The sequence below is a fragment of the Leptothoe sp. ISB3NOV94-8A genome, from assembly GCF_043421595.1.
Classification (GTDB): domain Bacteria; phylum Cyanobacteriota; class Cyanobacteriia; order Phormidesmidales; family Phormidesmidaceae; genus Leptothoe; species Leptothoe turfae.
The window spans coordinates 231829-247840 of the sequence record NZ_JAXSQW010000002.1; the positions used below are offsets into that span (position 1 = coordinate 231829).

The following is a 16012-nucleotide window of genomic DNA, read 5'->3' on the forward strand; positions in this document are numbered from 1 at the left end:
GGTTTTCCCTAACGGATACCTTGAGACTATCGACTACTATAAAGTCACAGCAAAAAAGAAACGTAAACATCATGGATGCAACCTTTGATAGCGATAAGCGCAAAGTCTTGTCAGCCCTGGCCCATGGCTCCATCTTTCTAAGTCAGCTAATATTTTCAGCTGGCATTCCTGCTGCGCTTTGGATTGTTTCTGATGACCCAGTTGTGAAGGAAAACTCTAAAGAAGCCTTGAACTTTCACCTGAATATCTGGATCTATAGTTTTGTCGTAGGTATTTTGGTATCGATCCTGATTGGCTGGCTGCTTGTCATTCCCCTACTAATTTTTCAGTGGGTTATGCCAGTGCTCGCAATTTTGGGAAGTTTCAGTAACCCTGATAGTGCCTTTAAATACCCATTTATTATTCGCTTCCTGTAAGTCAGCGTAGAAGTCTCTGCTCAAGCTCTTATTTGTAAAGAGCTTGAGCTTGAAATATTTTTTTCGTGCCCGAGTAAATACTGAGACGATTTCATCATTTGTTGACACTTAAAGACTTGACTAATCTCCTGATGGGTCTATGGCCAGGATGAATACTGTAATAAGCAGTCCAACATCTTAGACGGACTGCTTTTTTCGTAACCCATTCGGCAACCCCTGTGAATAAAGATCGCTGGTTTAATTGGACTGAATACGCACTGCTCGTAGGCTCTGGTGCTGGAACAGTTGCCTCCATGGCTACACAACAGGCACTGTTAGCTGCGGCCCCTTTGTCACTACTAGCTGGTTTAGGGTTAATCAGCCGCAGACAGCTACAATCGAGGCTTTCCCAGAGCGAGTCAGTGATGTTGTCGGTCAACAGCACCTTAGATAATCGGTTGCACGATATGCAAGAGCAACTGGAAGATGTGCCCACCCATGAACAGCTTCAGGCCGTGCGGCAGTCAGTCGTTGCTCAGAACCAGCAAGATATTCTGAGTTTATCCCAGTTATTTGAATACACGCGGAACATGTTGCTGGAAAAAATTGAACAGCAAGAAGTTCCAGACTTACAGGAGCTGCACCAGGACATTGGGAAACTGAAGGATCACTGCACCAAGCTAGGGATTAACCTCAAGGATGTCAGGTCTCGCTGTCAGCAACTTGCAGACACCAGCCGCCTTGAGACAGCCGAGTCGATGGTGACAAAGCTCAAGGCTGAGTTGATGCAGTTGCGAGTTCATCTGGAAGTCTTTGGGGCAGATACAAAGAATAATTATTCTGGCCTAAATGACAAGCTTCAATATTTGAAACAGCAGGTGCTACAGCTCACAACTGATGAGCGCCAATCGTTACTCAAAGCCGAGGTGCAGGAGCTGGTTAAAACGGTTTCAGATATGGTCTCTCGGGATGAGTTTTTGGCACTATCAGCTCGATTGCAGGAAATACAGGCTGATAAGTCAGCCATGCTGCAGGCAGCTCCCAGCTTTACTAATGAGCCATCAGTCCCGGTAGCGCGATTACAACGGCGGGTTGATTCCTTAGAGCAAGAAATGAGCACAGTAACTAACTCTGTGTTAGAGGCTGTGGCTGAAACATTAGGTCCCTTGCACAATCCAACAGGTGATGTCTTTGCCCAACTGCAAGAGCGTTTAGACGCTACGGATCAGCAAATGAGCACCATCACCGAAACGGTGCTACAGGCGGTGGCTGAAACCCTGGAGCCATTCCAAACATCACTGTCCTCTGCGGCTGAGAGTCAGTGGCTATTCGACTTTGACAATGTGGAAGGTAAGTCAAATAGTCGACGGGCCCTAGAACAACTTTTGGCCAAGGCTCAGAAAAGAGTTGTGTTGGTTTGGCCTTGGGCTGACAGTGTTAACCTTGATGCCGATCTGCTACAGCAACTACGTCAAGTACTCGATCGCAACTGTCGCTTGGATATTGGCTGGTGCCACCAAGGAGAGAATCGTGAGCATCCCTTACTACGCAGCATTAGCCAACGTTGGAGTGAAAGTAACGCTCGCCATCGTCAGCTAAAACATGCCCTTAACCAGTTATTACCCCTCAAGCAAGATTATCCAGATCTGTTTTCTTTTAAGGTTTTGGGTACCACCGAGAACTTTATGGTGTGTGATTCCACCTCTGCCCTGATTGGTATGCAGGCCCTATCTACCCAAACCAGTCTCTTTCCCACCGTAAAGCTTAAACTGCACACGGCTGATCTCGGTGTGATTCAGCCCCTGATTCAGCGTTTTGAGAATCCTGTCATTAACGCTGAAGATACCGGTGCTTACTTTAATCGCGGCATTACTCGCTACGATATGCGTGACTTTGCCGGAGCAATTGACGACTTTACCCATGTGATTGCCAGTAGCCCTAGTGCAGCTGCCTACAATTGTCGTGGTGTTGCCTGGATGGAGATGAATGACTATGCCAGAGCACTTAAGGACTTTGGCGATGCCATTCACTTGAACGCTGGATTGTTTGCCGCTCGCTGTAATCGAGGCGTACTGAGAATAGATATTCGGGACTATGATGGTGCCCTGGATGACCTGGCCGCTGCTTCTGAGCTTTGCCCCCAAAGTGCTATTCCTTACTTTTATCAAGGGCGAATTTTCCAATTTCAGGGAGAGCTCCGCCAGGCGGTGGGAAAATTTGGCTTAGCAATTGAGCGACAGCCTAAGCTAGCACTGCCCTACTGCTACCGGGGCGCAGTCTATCAAAAACAGGGTAAGGTGTTGCAGGCAATTGCTGACTTAGAAACAGCTGCCCGTTTACTGCGGGCCACTGGCGATTGGAATAATCTGAAACAGGTAGTGCGCAAGTTAGCTCGGCTTAAGCAAGTACTGCAGATAAATGCGCCAGTGGCAATCTAGCATTATGAACTTTCGGGGCCCTGTTGGGGTTGTCTATGTTTAAGCAACAACGGCATGGGCAAGCTGACCCATTAAGCCAATTTCACTGCAAACTTCGTAGAACTTTACGTCTGGTGGTGCGGCAAATAGACCGGATAGCTCCCTAACAATTTTTTGATAGGTAGGGTTCTGATGGGCATCCATATCTTCGACGTTGTCCCACAAAATTACGGCAATGCCTCTATCGGTGCCTGGCTCTTGGAAAAGATAGGCTCCTTGAAAGCCATCACCATTACCATAGGTGGCAACAGCCTGTTCATAAAGCTGTCGGGCCTCAGAGAAACGACCGGGTTGGAATTCGCCAATGGCAATGTAGGCCTGTTTATGTTTAAGAAAATCGGTAAAGTCGCTCATAGTCATCTCACGGTTCAGTTGTAGGGAACTTCTAGTGTGGAGCAACAGTTATGGGGTGCTGCAAATTTGTGACGTTGGTTTGTGATTCTTAGGGTTGATTTACGGTTTTGTTGATTTGGTAGACAATAGCGCTACATCAACCTGCTGGTAGAGACATTTTCTATCCTTAGAATTATCGAGCACCCAATCAGCCTGGGCGACTTTCTCACTGAGGGGAAGCTGATGGTTAATGCGTGCTGTTGCTGCACTTAGGGAAAGTGAATTACGGGACATCAGTCGCTGTTTTTGTTGTTCAAGGTTACAAACAACTACCCAGACTTCGCTAACTAGATGGGTTAGTTTAGCTTCAAATAACAGTGGAATAGCGTAGACCAGGGTTTGATTAGCAGGATACTCACGACGCACCTGGTTGAATCGCTGGCGGACAAAGGGGTGGATTTGCTGCTCAACCCATTGTTTCTCATCGGGCTGATTAAAAATAATGGTGCCCAGCTGTGGACGATTGAGGGAACCATCAGCGAGCAAAAGGTCATTCCCATAGCGCTGGGCTAAGGTACACAAGATGGGAGAGCCGATGGCCACTGCTTCACGGGCATAAACATCGGCGTCAAGAATAGGCAGGCGGTGGGTGGTGGCAAGATAGTCAGAAACAGTCGTTTTACCGGTGGCGATGCCTCCGGTCAGACCAATGATGCGCTGGTTTATCGATCCATTCATGGGGCATCAGCCCAGGCGACTAGGGCATCGGTCAGACCCTCTAGGGTGTAAGTCGTGGCTTCAATATCTACGCGTCCTAGGTCTTCCAGGCAAGTTTTTGTGGTTTGGGGACCAATGGATGCGATCGCAACCCCTTCCATATATGTTATCCACCCCTCACCAAACTGAGCCATCATCAGCTGTTTAAAATGTCGCACGGTTTTAGAACTGGCAAACGTGACAGCATTAACCAGACCTTGCTGCAGAGCTGTTACGGCCTCAACAGCCATTGTTTCAGGACAGCCCGACTCATAGGCAGCCACCTCTGTGACGATGGCCCCCTGACTGGAGAATTCTTTAACCAGAATATCTCGCCCCCCTGTCTCTACCCTTGGAAACAGAATCTCTAAGCCATCTACAGGCACCGGAAAACTCTCTACCAGATCATCAGCCACATAATTAGCTGGAATGAAATCAGATCTTAACCCCCATTCAGTCAAAATCTTGGCCGTTTTTTTACCCACAACGGCCAGTTTCAGATGGGCCAATTGCCGCAGATCGTACTTGTTCTCTAACAACCGATCTAAAAAGAAATTAACAGCATTGGCAGAGGTTAAAATTAGCCAGTCAAACCGCTGTAAGTTTCCCAATGCCTGATCTAATGCAGTCCAGTTGGATGGTGGTCGAATTTCTAACGCAGGCATATCAATCACCGTGGCACCTTGGTGATTGAGCATTTGAGTAAACGCGCTGGATTGTCCCACAGCACGAGTCACGAGAATTATCTTGTCATCTAGGGACAGCTTGTCCTGGGATAGATTGTTAGTCGTCATCGGCGGATGCAAAAACTCTCGCAAGCGTACCACCTCACCGATGACAATAATGCAGGGCGATAGCCGTTCACCCTTTGTAAGCTGGGTAATGTTGAGCAAGGTCCCCTGCCAACATCGCTGTTGCGGCTGACTAGCCCATTGAATGATGGCGATGGGGGTATCACCATGTCGTTCGTGGATTTGCAGCTGATAGCAAATTTCCCCCAGATGTCGCCCACCCATTAGAAAAACCAAGGTTTCTAAATTGGCCACCTTAGCCCAGTCAAGGGCTTGCAGGTCATGGGCGGTAAAAACACCAAACCCATGGCTGAGAGCTGGATCGGTCAATGGAATGGCATTTAGCAGAGGAGCTGCTAGCGCCGATGATACCCCAGGAATCACCTCAAAATTGCAGCTGGCGCTTTTAAGGGCCTGAATTTCTGCAGCTGCACGGCCAAAGATAAACGGGTCACCACTTTTGAGCCTCACCACCTGTTTCCCCTGTTGACAGTGGGTGACCAGTAACTGATTGATCTTAGTCTGGGGTGTACTAGGCTGACCGCCGCGTTTGCCCACATGGATGGTTTCGCATACAGGAGATAGCTGCAACAAGAGTCGCCTATCCACCAAGGCATCGTAAATTAAACAGTCCGCTTGCCGCAGTACCTGTTGTCCCCGCACAGTCAGGTAGTCGATATTGCCTGGCCCTGCGCCCAAGAGATAAACCTTGCCGCTCACGTTTGATCGCCCCCTCTTAATAGACCTCTCTTAATAGCCCCCCTTTCAGATATCTTGCTGGCGTTTTACCCATCGATGCCTATGTATTTTTTGGTGTAATACTAGGCGTGGCAATGCTTGGAGTCCCCTTAGCACTATGCCCCATAGCTTGTTGACCAATGCCTTGGACCGTTAGCACTGAACAAGGGGCATGGTGCATAACATAGTTGCTGACGCTACCCAGTAACAACTCACTAAAGCCAGTGCGACCGCGGCGACCCATGATAATCAGGTCAGCCTGCCAACGGGTTGCGACCTCGCATAGGGCCGTACCAGCGGTACCCAGCGGGCAATCGTATTCTGCCTTGAGACCCTGGCGATGGACAAACTCCGTTTGCGATCGCAGCCAGTGTTCAATTTCCTGTTTGCGCTGTTGCCAGCTAACTATATGACTTTGATATAACTCGCTGGTCCAAACACCCTGCATGCCTTCCATACTTAAATAGATAGGCTCGGGATAGCCAATATCCATAGGTGGAATGACCGTAACAAGGTTTAGTCGAGCGTTGGCCTTGGCTAAAGCAATAGCTTCTTCCAGGACGTTACGGCTACTGGTACTGCCCTCTAAAGCTACTAAAATTCGTTGAAACATAGCGACTATTCTCCTATACACGGACGGCGTGGGGGTAAACAATCGTGCCTTTATTATCGATTACTTATTACTCAAAGATTCTAAAAAATTCTGTAGTTACTAAAAAAACTATCAATTGAGAAATATTAAGTTTTTAAAGATCGTTTATGCCCCTAGACAGCGACAATGCTTGGGCAAAACATAGGATATAGCATCCTTTAGATTAAATAAAAATATAATCAACATAAAGGATAGATTGCATCCATAAAAATAGCTCTCAAGAGTTGTAACCACCAAGATTTCTAACTGTTAATTCTATCAATACCGACTATGGAACTTGCTATCAATGCTTGATAAGTAATATGAACAATGCTTTCAAGTCTTTGCTTACCGTTGTTTAACGTGGAGCTGGAACCCTAGAATACAAACAGTTCAAATGGTCAAGAAATTATAGTAAAAGAGTTCCATTGCTCTAGATTACTATTCCTTAAAACTGATCTTTTGCAACTCTCGTTTCCTTGTTTAGCCACAATTAGTGATACCCCAAACTTCAGGTTGCTGAATTAACTAAAAGCTAATGACTTGATTTGAGGTATCTACATATTTCCCACCCCAGTTAATACTCATTGAGAGGTTAGGAATCATGCATGTTCTTCGTTGGTTAGCGACTAGTTTTGACTATATTTTTGGCGCAGCCATTCGTATTTTCGGTCCAAATGATGATGCCTATCCAACTATTGGTGTGCAGCCCTATGAAGGCGACCCCTATTCTTCTGGTTGGATCTAACTAATCGGTTGCTGTTACCCAGCTCATTACGTCAAGCTCATCGAGAATCGATATGCTCCTCTAGGGCTCTGGTATTACTGCCAGAGCTTTTTCATTAGTGTTCAGCATGGGCTGGCTAATGCAGGTGTGGCCTAATTTCCTAAGCGCTGCAACGGTGTACTGTTCGCGTTACGATAAGGTTGTCGATTAAAAAATCTTAAATATCCATGGGTTGGCAATGCTGACGGCAAACAAGTGGATGGAGTAACGCTTAATGACGCTTTCTTTGCCTATGGATTTAATGGGGCCTCAGTCCGAGTTAGATAGCCGCGTAACCCTAGATGTTCAACACCTGAAGAAATCCTATGGTCGCGGTAAGCGAAGATTTGAGGCAGTGCGGGATGTCTCGCTGCGTATCTGTGCCGGTGAGGTGCTGGCGTTTTTAGGGCCCAACGGTGCTGGCAAAACAACGACCATCAAGATGATTGGCGGTCTGGTGCGACCTGACGCTGGGCAGGTCAGCATTGATGGTTTAGATCCCCATCGTCAGTCAGCCGCACTTAAACACGTTGGGGCCGTTTTAGAAGGTAACCGTAATCTTTACTGGCGGTTAACACCTTTAGAAAATATTGAGTACTTTGGTGGTTTACGGCAGGTACCTCGGCGTTTGGCACGACAGCGCGGTGAACAACTGTTGGAACAGTTTGGTCTCATCGAAAAACGTAAAACACCTGTGCAAAAACTGTCGCGAGGGATGCAACAAAAACTTGCGATCGCAGTTGCCTTAGTACATCAGCCTACACTGTTATTGTTAGATGAACCCACACTGGGACTGGATGTGGAAGCTAGTGAAACTGTGAAAACCCTAGTGCGAGATATTGCGGCAGCGGGTTGCGCTATCTTACTGACTACCCATCAGTTAGATGTGGCTGAGGAACTTTCACATCGGGTTGCCATTATTCGTCAAGGCCAAATTATTACAGAGCAACCCACACTCTCCCTAATTCAACAGTTTTCTGGAACAACCTATCGTATTGACTGTGGCCAACCCATTGATGTTGGGCGCACCCAGAAAATTGTGCACCTTGGCGGTACTGTGCATGATAATCAGGTGCATTTTCCAGGCGAGGCCCTCTATGAATTACTAGATATTCTTCGGCCTTTACCCATTAGAGAGATTCGACAAGATCGGGCTGATTTGACCGATGTATTTCTGTCGTTGATTCGTGATGCTAACGATAATCGCGATGAACAAGGGTTGCTAACAGACCAATGACGAGCACGCTAATCATTGGGGATGATTCGGGTATATCTTGAGTGCTGTTGCTGTGATCAGTTAAGCGGCCATAGCCATCACCCCCAACCCCGTCATTAGCCGCATCAATGCTGTAGGTCCAACCCTGGTTGAAGGTACCCGCACAGGCAACATGGACAACAGCCAGACTGCTTAGGGTACAACCAATGAGCAACAAAAATGGTTTCATAGGCGATCGCCAGTATTCATGTTTAACCCTGATGTCAGTGCTATGGTGCAGATATGATCACGCATTCCAAACGCTGCACGGTCTTAATGCTACTGATGGTTGGCGATAGCGCTCCCGCAGAATTACCGACTTACCTTACAAAATAAGGACTTTAAATAAGTATATGCCTGCAAAAGACTTCTACAATGATGTTATGCGCAACAGCCTAATGAGAGATGGTTGGACGATTGCTTACGCTCCCTTTCGTTTGCCGGTCGGTAGTTTAGCTAGTTTTTTTGAACAGAGAAAGGGTTAGGATTTAATAGACTTTGAACTCAATCGGTAATCGCTATAATTATCATCAGGCTTGTGATTCAAATTCAAGGTTTGCCCCTTGGTTTGCCCGTAGGCCACAATGGATCGGTTTTATCTGAGACAACATTGCCATGGTAGCCATCAAGCAGTCTAATTATTTTTCACCAGAAGACTATCTTGAGGCAGAGAAATCAAGCCTGGTTAAACATGAATACCATGATGGTGATGTTTATGCGATGGCGGGTGCCAGCGATGAGCATGTCACCATTGGAATTAATATTACGTCCTTACTGCGAAGTGCTTTGCGAGGTAGCAACTGTCGTACCTATGGATCTGATATGAAAGTTCAGATCGATGCGGTCAATCACTATTATTATCCTGATGTGATGGTGAGCTGCGATCAGCGTGATCGAGAGTTTAAATACTTTAAAAAATATCCAACTCTAATTATTGAAGTTCTTTCAGAGAGCACTGAGGCTAAGGATCGGGGTAAAAAATTTGAGCATTACCGACATCTGGAAACATTGCGAGAGTATGTTTTGGTAAGTCAAGCTCAGCAACAGGTTGAAGTGTTTCGGAAAAATGAGTCAGGATTATGGGTGTTGCATCCGTTTGGTAAGGATGATGAGGTTAAACTGATGAGTGTAGATATAAGGTTTTCCATGGCATCCCTATACGAAGATGTTGAATTTGTAGCCACTTTCAATGATTGATTTTGCGTCATATTATGGAGGCGAGTGGGATTATCAGGAAAATATAGACAACCTGTCCCATATAGATTTTGCATGTTTAACCTACTCATCGGCGAGCTGAAAAGAACGTGGATTCAGTTCCGAAAGTCATGCTTTATCTGACATGCAACCTTAGATCAGTTTATTTTGGAGTCGTTACACCATTTGACTCGATTCTTCTCCTAATTGTTCAGTAATGCTGGAGAACAACTCTAGTGCAGTTTCTAAGTCTTCTGCAATTTCTAAGGCCAAAACGTCTGGATTAGGCAGGTTCTCTGCGTCTTCCAGGCTTTCGTCACGAAGCCAGAAAATATCCAGGTTGGCTTTGTCCCGTTGTACCAGTTCATCATAGGTGAAGGCTTTGAATTGTTCGGTTTCTTTGCGATCGCAACGGTTCTCAACGTTATAGCACTGGATAAAGTCTTGCAGGTGTGGGTAGCGGAGAGGGTTGGTTTTGAGGGTGAAGTGTTGGTTGGTGCGCAGATCGTAGATCCAGAGTTTTTGGGTCCAGGGGGTATCGCTGGCGGGTTTGCGGTCAAAGAATAGCACGTTAGCTTTGACTCCCTGGGCATAGAAGATGCCAGTGGGCAGACGCAATAGGGTGTGGACGTCACACTCTTGCAGGAGCTCACGGCGGACGGTTTCGCCTGCACCGCCTTCAAAGAGAACATTGTCAGGAACAACAACAGCGGCTCTGCCATGCATTTCTAGCAAGGTTTTTACGTGCTGTAGAAAGTTGAGCTGTTTGTTGGAGGTGGTGGCGTAGAAGCCGTCGCGTTCGTAGGTAAGGGTTTCTTTTTTGGCTTTGCCTTCTTCGTTAAAGATGGTGATGCTGCTCTTTTTGCCGAAGGGGGGATTGGTGAGCACCATTTTGAAGTAATCGCCAGGGTGAGACAGCAAACTGTCTTTGGCTACGATGATGGTTTCGTTGTCTTTGCCTTCGATGCCGTGGAGGTAGAGGTTCATGGCGCAGAGACGGACGACGCTGTCGGCGACATCGTTGCCGCGAAAGGTGTTGTAGCGGAGGAAGCGTTTTTGGACTTTGTCCAGGGGGTAGGTTTTGGTGAGGTAGTCGTGGGCGACGAGGAAGAACCCGCCGGTACCGCAGGCGGGGTCGCAGATGGTTTCACCGGGTTGGGGGCGCATGACTTCGACCATGGCCTGGATCAGGGGGCGGGGTGTGAAGTACTGACCGGCACCGCTTTTGGTATCTTCGGCATTTTTCTGGAGGAGGCCTTCGTAGATGTCGCCTTTGACGTCGGTATCAAGGCCGATCCAGGTTTCTTCGTTGATGAGTTTGAGCAGGCGTTCGAGTTTGGCGGGGTCCTGGATTTTGTTTTGGGATTTGCAAAAGATGACGCCGAGGAGTCCCTGGGATTTGCCGAGGGTTTCGAGGGTTTTACGGTAATGGTCTTCTAGGGGTGTTCCGGCTTTGGTTAGTAGGGTTTGCCAGCTGTGTTTTTTGGGGATGATGGCAGTTTTGCCGAGCAGGGTGGTTTGCTCGTCGGCCATTTTGAGGAACAGCAGGTAGGTGAGCTGTTCAACGTAGTCGCTATAGCTGACGCCATCGTCGCGGAGGACGTTGCAGTAGTTCCAGAGTTTTTGGACGATAGAGGCAGATTCGTTAGGCATTAGGGGCAACTAGCTGGCGGTACGGGCGACTCTATCAGATGAGTGGACCTGAGTGGTAAGAAATGTGGTGATGTCTTGGATTAGGGAATGCTGGCGAAGAGTCTGACGTGTTTGCTCAGTTAGCTGGCTGAGAGTAGTTTGGATAAACTGAATAGCACCTTCAGGGTGTTGGTTTAATAGTTCTCTGGGTTGCTTTTGGCCGAGTTGCCATTCTAAGTCAGTGAATTGACGACCGATAAGTTGTTCAAACAGGGGGCGATCTTGTAAGAAGACGGCCTCAATCGTTGGTATGGCTTGCAAAATTTTATAGGGGGTACCCACCGCAGCACTGCGGGTTAAAAATTCCAGGTCTTGCTGATAGCTATGGATGGCGTCGGAGTTACTGGTGTCGGCATCGATAACTAGTAAAACGGGGAGATACCGATCTAGTAGAAGGCTGCGGGCCATGGTTTCTGCGCCATACTTGCCTTCTCCGTTGATAAATTTGACATCCTCTAACAGCGTTTCATCTAGCAGTGCTCGGAGGATTTCGGCATCAGACGGTCCTTCAACAACGATATATGCTTTAGTCATAGGGTTTTGGCTTCCTCCGGTCTGGGGTCGTAGTCGGGTTTACCTTTTTCGATGCAGACGCGATATTTTTTGAGCAATGATTGCCTCATGCAGCCTTGTTCTAGAGCGTAGGTGATTTCGCTGCCGTTCCAGAGTAAAACCATTTGAGGGCTGAGGTACTGGGCCAGGATGGAGGCGGGTGGTGTGAACCCGCTGCGGCTGAAGACTACTCCAATTGTAGAAGCATGACGACGGAGTAGCTGATTGCGCATTTTCGCGATGGGCTCGACGTTGAGAGGCTCGGTCTGATCTTTGGCTTCGATCAAGCAGGTAAGACCATCGCAATAGACAACACCGTCGATTTGCTCGACGGTTTGGTTTTCGTCAGTGAATGCATACTGCGAGGTCATGTCGCTTAGTTGGACACCGTAGGGATAGGTGATGTCTGCTCCTTCGAGTTGAAAGGCACGTAGAATGAAATATTCGAAGGCTTTGCCAGGTGACCAATCGAGGGTGTTGCGATCTTGGATCGATTGCCAGAACTGAAGCAGTTCCGTCCGGTCATAGGTTTCAATTCTGGCTTGGTAGTCAGCAGCGGTGGGCATGGGCAGAGTAATGCTCTACAAGCTCTCCTGATTCTGGGTTTCTAGACTTTGATCATCTGGATTATTCCCTGGCGTGCCAACCTTTATACTCAATTGCACCATTAATTCATCGTCATAGATTGCAGCTTGCCAGTTGTGTGCTGACTTAATTTGCTCAATAGTTAAACCGCAAGTACCTTTGAGGTTAGCTCCTTTCAAATTCGCACCTTCTAGAAGGCAATTACTAAAGTCAACACCTTTCAAGTCGGCCTCTTCAAGGCTAGCTCCATTTAGGTTGGCTTTATTGAATTTAGCGTTGGTCAGTATCGCTTTCCAAAAACGAGCATTTCGTAAATTTGAGCGATAAAAGTTAGCTTCTCTCAAGTCAGAGCAGACGAATCTTGCATTGCTATGGTCATCTTTATAAAAAGAAATACCCCTAAGATCAGAATAGCTAAAGTAGAGAGATAATCCTTCTGGATCGAGATCGGTGTTGCGTCGACCAATAATCATGATCGCTGACTCAATATCTTTGTCATAAGTGAGCGGGGTTTCAGCTATTTTTTTATCAGCCCCTAAGCTTCTTTGATCGCGCACGAAAGCGGCTAAGATTTCCATGATGCTCCAGTGGTCGCGAGGAGAGTCTTGGGCGATGCGCTCCAGGGTATAGATGCCGCCGATACGTACAGCGGTTTGTTCGTGGCCCAGTTGTTCTACGGCGATGGAGAAGCGTTCGGTGATGTTTTGTTCTTGGGAGGCGGCTAGCTGACGGCGGGAGAGGACGATATTCCAAAAGATGGCGATGCCGCCAACAATGGTGGCTACGGTTTGAATCAGGGTAATGCCTGCTTGGGAGCGGTCTTTGGGGTCGAGGTTTTGCCAGTTTTGGTAAATGTCAATGCCGGTGGGGATGCCGATGGTGACGGCAAAGGTAACACCCAGGATAAAACCGACTGGGCCAATCCATTTGTCAAAGTTTTGGGCTACTCTCTTGAGAAATCGGTTGATGCCTAATGATTTGTGGTTCATGACGCCTGCCCCTCATTCGACCCATCGGTGATTTCTAGTTGTTTTGTTTTAGTCGTTTTTCGAGATTTCTTTTTCTTAGTCGTTATTTTTCGCTTTTTACTTTTTGCTTCCTGCTGTGCTTTTTCCGCCTGGATACGTTCTAGGAGTAATGATGCTGGCTCATCATTGGGGTCTTGAGGTACTAGTTTGCCTTCAAAGGCTTTTTTAAGAATGCTTTGACGGAGTTTTTCAGCACGCTTGAGATTTTTATCGAGGAGTTGCTCTATTGCATTGATAATTGAAAACTCTTTTTCGATTTCGTCAACAATGAATTTTTGTGCAGATAAAGGGGGCAACGGGATAGGTATTGAGGCCACCTTTGAAAGGCTTAGTGTATGCAGACCAGAGGTTGAGCTTGCTACACGTGTAATGTGTTTCCGTCCATTGATAGATAACATCCACCGAAGAGCATATTGTCCTATCTCAGTTGGAGAAAAGCGAATCTTAATCAGGTGATTTTGATGCAAACACGGTTCTATACTCCCATCCCATATTGCAACTCGGCCAATCTGGTCAATACTTCCGTTCCCTTCAACAATCAGTAAATCACCAGCCTGAAGCAGTACTCTATCGATTTCTGTTTCGGCGACACCAATTTCCTTCATTTCTTGCAAACGCAGTTCTCCTGAATATACGTTTGCTACACGTAAATACGGCATTTGAAGAGGAAACTGTTTACGCTTCGAGTTTTTAGTTACTCCTCCACTGATGCTGCCTAAGCAATCCATACTGGTCCAAGTCCAGTGCTCTGGCAACTCTGGTAACGCTTTCGTATCTGGCGCAGGAGGTTCCTTGTATTTCAGTTTCCACTTGTCATTTTGGGGAACTTTGCCTTTGGCTTCCATCTTTGCCAACTGGTCGGCTTCCCACTTTTCGCGGCGTTCTTTGAGGATGCGGTCTAGCAGCACCGAGGCAGGTTCTAACTCATCCTGGTGGGCTGCACGCCAGTCTTGGGTCAGCTTGCCCTCCACCGCCGCCTTTAGCACTGCCTGACGGTAGCGTTTTAGTTTGACCTTGAGCTTTTTTAGCAGGTCAATCCCGGCATCTAGCTGGGTGAAAAGCTCCTCGATTTTGTTGACGATGCGATGTTGTTCTTCGAGGGGAGGGAAAGGCATTAGTATTTTGCGAACTTTCTGAATGCCAAAAGCCGCTTGAGTTGTTGCTTTACTACCTTTCTTTAAAATTTCTCTTATATATGGACTGTCTAAGTAATAAAAAACTAATTCTGGCAATACTATATCTACATATGGTTGAACGAGAACAACATTAGCTGACAAAGTATAATTAAATGGTTTAGTAAGTTTGACTGGTTTCCCTAAAGTGCCAATTTTCCCAAAAATAAAATCACCAACTTTGAGTTGATACCTTTGTATATGTTCTTCTAAAACTTTGGGTGAGACTTTTCGCGCGTGTTGAAAATCGATTGTGCCGTTTTTGATATCTTTCATGCTGACGTAAGGAACGCCATTATCTACTTTTGGTGGAGTTCTGTGACTAGGTTGAGGATCAATAACCTTTGCAATCTCCCCAAGTGCAATCCACTCCCAGTTAGCAGATAAGACCTCTTTGGGATCAGTCATCGCTGCCTATCTTCTTTGAGAGATTTACTAAACGCTGGTTCAAGCTGCCAATACCTCATTTAACTCTGATAAAATCTCATCCAAATCCTGGCCAAACAACTGCACCGCCTTCAGAGGCCCCCTTTTTGATTAAACGGCACATCCTCAAAATCCTCCGACGCGATCCAATAAAACTCAGGCATACAGATCTAATTGCCATATTCTTCTCTAATTTGAGTAATAACCGCTTTCAACAAAGGTAAATCCGTTTGCATCGTATCCCAAACTAACTCCACATCCACATTCCAATACTGATGCACCAAACGATCCCGCATACCAACAATCTGCTTCCAAGGAATCTGAGTATACTGCTCTCTGACCTCCTGGGGAATACTTTTCACCGCTTCGCCAATAATCTCAATATTTTTCAAAATTAAAAGTTGTTCATCCTCTGCTTCAGCAAACTCTGCCAAAGACAGCCCAGCACTCAATGGCTCCAAGGGATTTCAAAATGTCATTCAAAAACTCAGATAGCTCCCGCTGGGTTATACGTAAACCACCTCAGCCAGCACCCGTTCTTTCACCTTTGGCTTTAACCCTTGCTTCGTTACCAGGTCTACCTTCACACCCAGCTCATCACTGAGCTGATCGCCCAGTTCCAACAGCTGAAACAAGCGCAACCCCTCAGGTCGCTCAATCAAAATATCCAGGTCGCTAGCCGCCGTTTGCTCTCCCCGCACATAGGATCCAAAAATTCCCAGCTCAGCAATGTGATACTGCTCCTGAATCTGGGGCTTCCGCTGCTGTAGCATCACTTTAATATCATCCAGCCTGTAAGCCGCTGGTTGAACCTGGTTGGTTGGTTCCTGTTGAGCCAATGTCTCTAACCCAGCCCTCACAAAGTCATCCAGCCTGGGCCATATCCCCATCAGCTGAGCCTTTAGCTCAGGTATCGTGTTCTGAACAAACTCCCATACCCCATCAGCGCTCACTGCATAATACTCATCCACCAAACGATTCCCAAAGTCAATCGACGTCTGCCAATCTACCGCTGGGCAACTCTGTCTAAAATATTTAGAAACTCGCTCTAGCTCCACGGCCAGCCGAGACAGCTTAAACTCCACTGCTGATGAGATCAGCGGATCGGCCAAAAACGAGGCGCGGTCATGCTTGGCCAGCACAGACAGAATCGTCTCAATTCGTTCTAAGACAGTCTCTAAATATTCAGATGTCAACGCTAACCGCTGTTGTTCTTTCATC

General features: G+C 47.0%; 18 protein-coding genes. 6 read left to right on the plus strand and 12 right to left on the minus strand.

Annotation, left to right across the window (positions count from 1 at the left end; genetic code table 11):
• Positions 1-71 precede the first annotated feature (71 nt).
• Both SPB21_RS31525 and SPB21_RS31530 read left to right on the plus strand, forming a co-directional pair.
• Entirely contained in the window at positions 72-416 is a 345-nt protein-coding gene (locus tag SPB21_RS31525) for a DUF4870 domain-containing protein (protein ID WP_499869001.1), read from the plus strand.
• A gap of 218 nt (positions 417-634) precedes the next feature.
• Complete coding sequence (locus tag SPB21_RS31530) at positions 635-2833, plus strand: hypothetical protein (protein WP_499869003.1); 2199 nt, start codon at positions 635-637, stop codon at positions 2831-2833.
• A gap of 39 nt (positions 2834-2872) precedes the next feature.
• On the opposite strand, the gene SPB21_RS31535 is transcribed toward SPB21_RS31530, so the two are convergent.
• The 4 genes from SPB21_RS31535 to SPB21_RS31550 form a co-directional block, all read right to left on the minus strand.
• Complete coding sequence (locus tag SPB21_RS31535; protein ID WP_163669743.1) at positions 2873-3226, minus strand: putative quinol monooxygenase; 354 nt, start codon at positions 3224-3226, stop codon at positions 2873-2875.
• Between the two features lie 99 nt (positions 3227-3325).
• Positions 3326-3931 carry a dephospho-CoA kinase gene (coaE, locus tag SPB21_RS31540; RefSeq protein WP_163671821.1) on the minus strand — a complete coding sequence of 202 codons (606 nt, stop codon included), beginning with the start codon at positions 3929-3931 and terminating at the stop codon, positions 3326-3328.
• Positions 3932-3939: 8 nt separating this feature from the next.
• Entirely contained in the window at positions 3940-5472 is a 1533-nt protein-coding gene (gene cobA, locus SPB21_RS31545; RefSeq protein ID WP_499062003.1) for a uroporphyrinogen-III C-methyltransferase, read from the minus strand.
• Positions 5473-5551: 79 nt separating this feature from the next.
• Positions 5552-6103 carry a universal stress protein gene (locus SPB21_RS31550; protein WP_499869005.1) on the minus strand — a complete coding sequence of 184 codons (552 nt, stop codon included), beginning with the start codon at positions 6101-6103 and terminating at the stop codon, positions 5552-5554.
• Between the two features lie 622 nt (positions 6104-6725).
• Between SPB21_RS31550 and SPB21_RS31555 the strand changes: the two genes are divergently transcribed.
• Entirely contained in the window at positions 6726-6869 is a 144-nt protein-coding gene (locus SPB21_RS31555; protein ID WP_163669737.1) for a hypothetical protein, read from the plus strand.
• 253 nt (positions 6870-7122) lie between these two features.
• The gene (locus SPB21_RS31560) at positions 7123-8124 is read left to right on the plus strand and encodes an ABC transporter ATP-binding protein (protein ID WP_499869006.1); all 1002 of its coding nucleotides are present in this window, start codon (positions 7123-7125) and stop codon (positions 8122-8124) included.
• On the opposite strand, the gene SPB21_RS31565 is transcribed toward SPB21_RS31560, so the two are convergent.
• A complete protein-coding gene (locus SPB21_RS31565; protein ID WP_499869007.1) occupies positions 8081-8332 on the minus strand; it encodes a hypothetical protein in 252 nt (83 codons plus the stop codon). The two genes, SPB21_RS31560 and SPB21_RS31565, sit on opposite strands and share 44 nt — an antisense overlap.
• 163 nt (positions 8333-8495) lie before the next feature.
• On the opposite strand from SPB21_RS31565, the gene SPB21_RS31570 reads away from it, so the two are divergent.
• Together SPB21_RS31570 and SPB21_RS31575 are read left to right on the plus strand one after the other, a co-directional pair.
• Positions 8496-8627 carry an element excision factor XisH family protein gene (locus SPB21_RS31570; RefSeq protein ID WP_163669734.1) on the plus strand — a complete coding sequence of 44 codons (132 nt, stop codon included), beginning with the start codon at positions 8496-8498 and terminating at the stop codon, positions 8625-8627.
• 130 nt (positions 8628-8757) lie between these two features.
• Positions 8758-9339 (plus strand): Uma2 family endonuclease, encoded by a 582-nt coding sequence (locus tag SPB21_RS31575; RefSeq protein ID WP_163669732.1) that lies wholly within the window; start codon positions 8758-8760, stop codon positions 9337-9339.
• A 174-nt stretch (positions 9340-9513) separates the two neighbouring features.
• Here SPB21_RS31575 and SPB21_RS31580 read toward each other — a convergent pair whose 3' ends face one another.
• From SPB21_RS31580 to SPB21_RS31610, 7 genes are all read right to left on the minus strand, one after another.
• The gene (locus SPB21_RS31580) at positions 9514-10989 is read right to left on the minus strand and encodes a type I restriction-modification system subunit M (RefSeq protein ID WP_499869009.1); all 1476 of its coding nucleotides are present in this window, start codon (positions 10987-10989) and stop codon (positions 9514-9516) included.
• Between the two features lie 9 nt (positions 10990-10998).
• The gene (locus SPB21_RS31585; RefSeq protein ID WP_499869011.1) at positions 10999-11562 is read right to left on the minus strand and encodes a hypothetical protein; all 564 of its coding nucleotides are present in this window, start codon (positions 11560-11562) and stop codon (positions 10999-11001) included.
• A complete protein-coding gene (locus SPB21_RS31590) occupies positions 11559-12146 on the minus strand; it encodes a restriction endonuclease (RefSeq protein WP_499869013.1) in 588 nt (195 codons plus the stop codon). The genes SPB21_RS31585 and SPB21_RS31590 overlap by 4 nt, the downstream gene beginning before the upstream one ends.
• 15 nt (positions 12147-12161) lie before the next feature.
• Positions 12162-13154 carry a pentapeptide repeat-containing protein gene (locus tag SPB21_RS31595; RefSeq protein ID WP_499869015.1) on the minus strand — a complete coding sequence of 331 codons (993 nt, stop codon included), beginning with the start codon at positions 13152-13154 and terminating at the stop codon, positions 12162-12164.
• Positions 13151-14773, minus strand: a complete 1623-nt coding sequence (locus SPB21_RS31600; RefSeq protein WP_499869017.1) for a restriction endonuclease subunit S — start codon at positions 14771-14773, stop codon at positions 13151-13153. The genes SPB21_RS31595 and SPB21_RS31600 overlap by 4 nt, the downstream gene beginning before the upstream one ends.
• Before the next feature lie 188 nt (positions 14774-14961).
• A complete protein-coding gene (locus SPB21_RS31605; protein ID WP_499869018.1) occupies positions 14962-15252 on the minus strand; it encodes a HepT-like ribonuclease domain-containing protein in 291 nt (96 codons plus the stop codon).
• Positions 15253-15297: 45 nt separating this feature from the next.
• The gene (locus tag SPB21_RS31610; RefSeq protein WP_499869019.1) at positions 15298-16011 is read right to left on the minus strand and encodes a nucleotidyltransferase domain-containing protein; all 714 of its coding nucleotides are present in this window, start codon (positions 16009-16011) and stop codon (positions 15298-15300) included.
• Position 16012 lies beyond the last annotated feature (1 nt).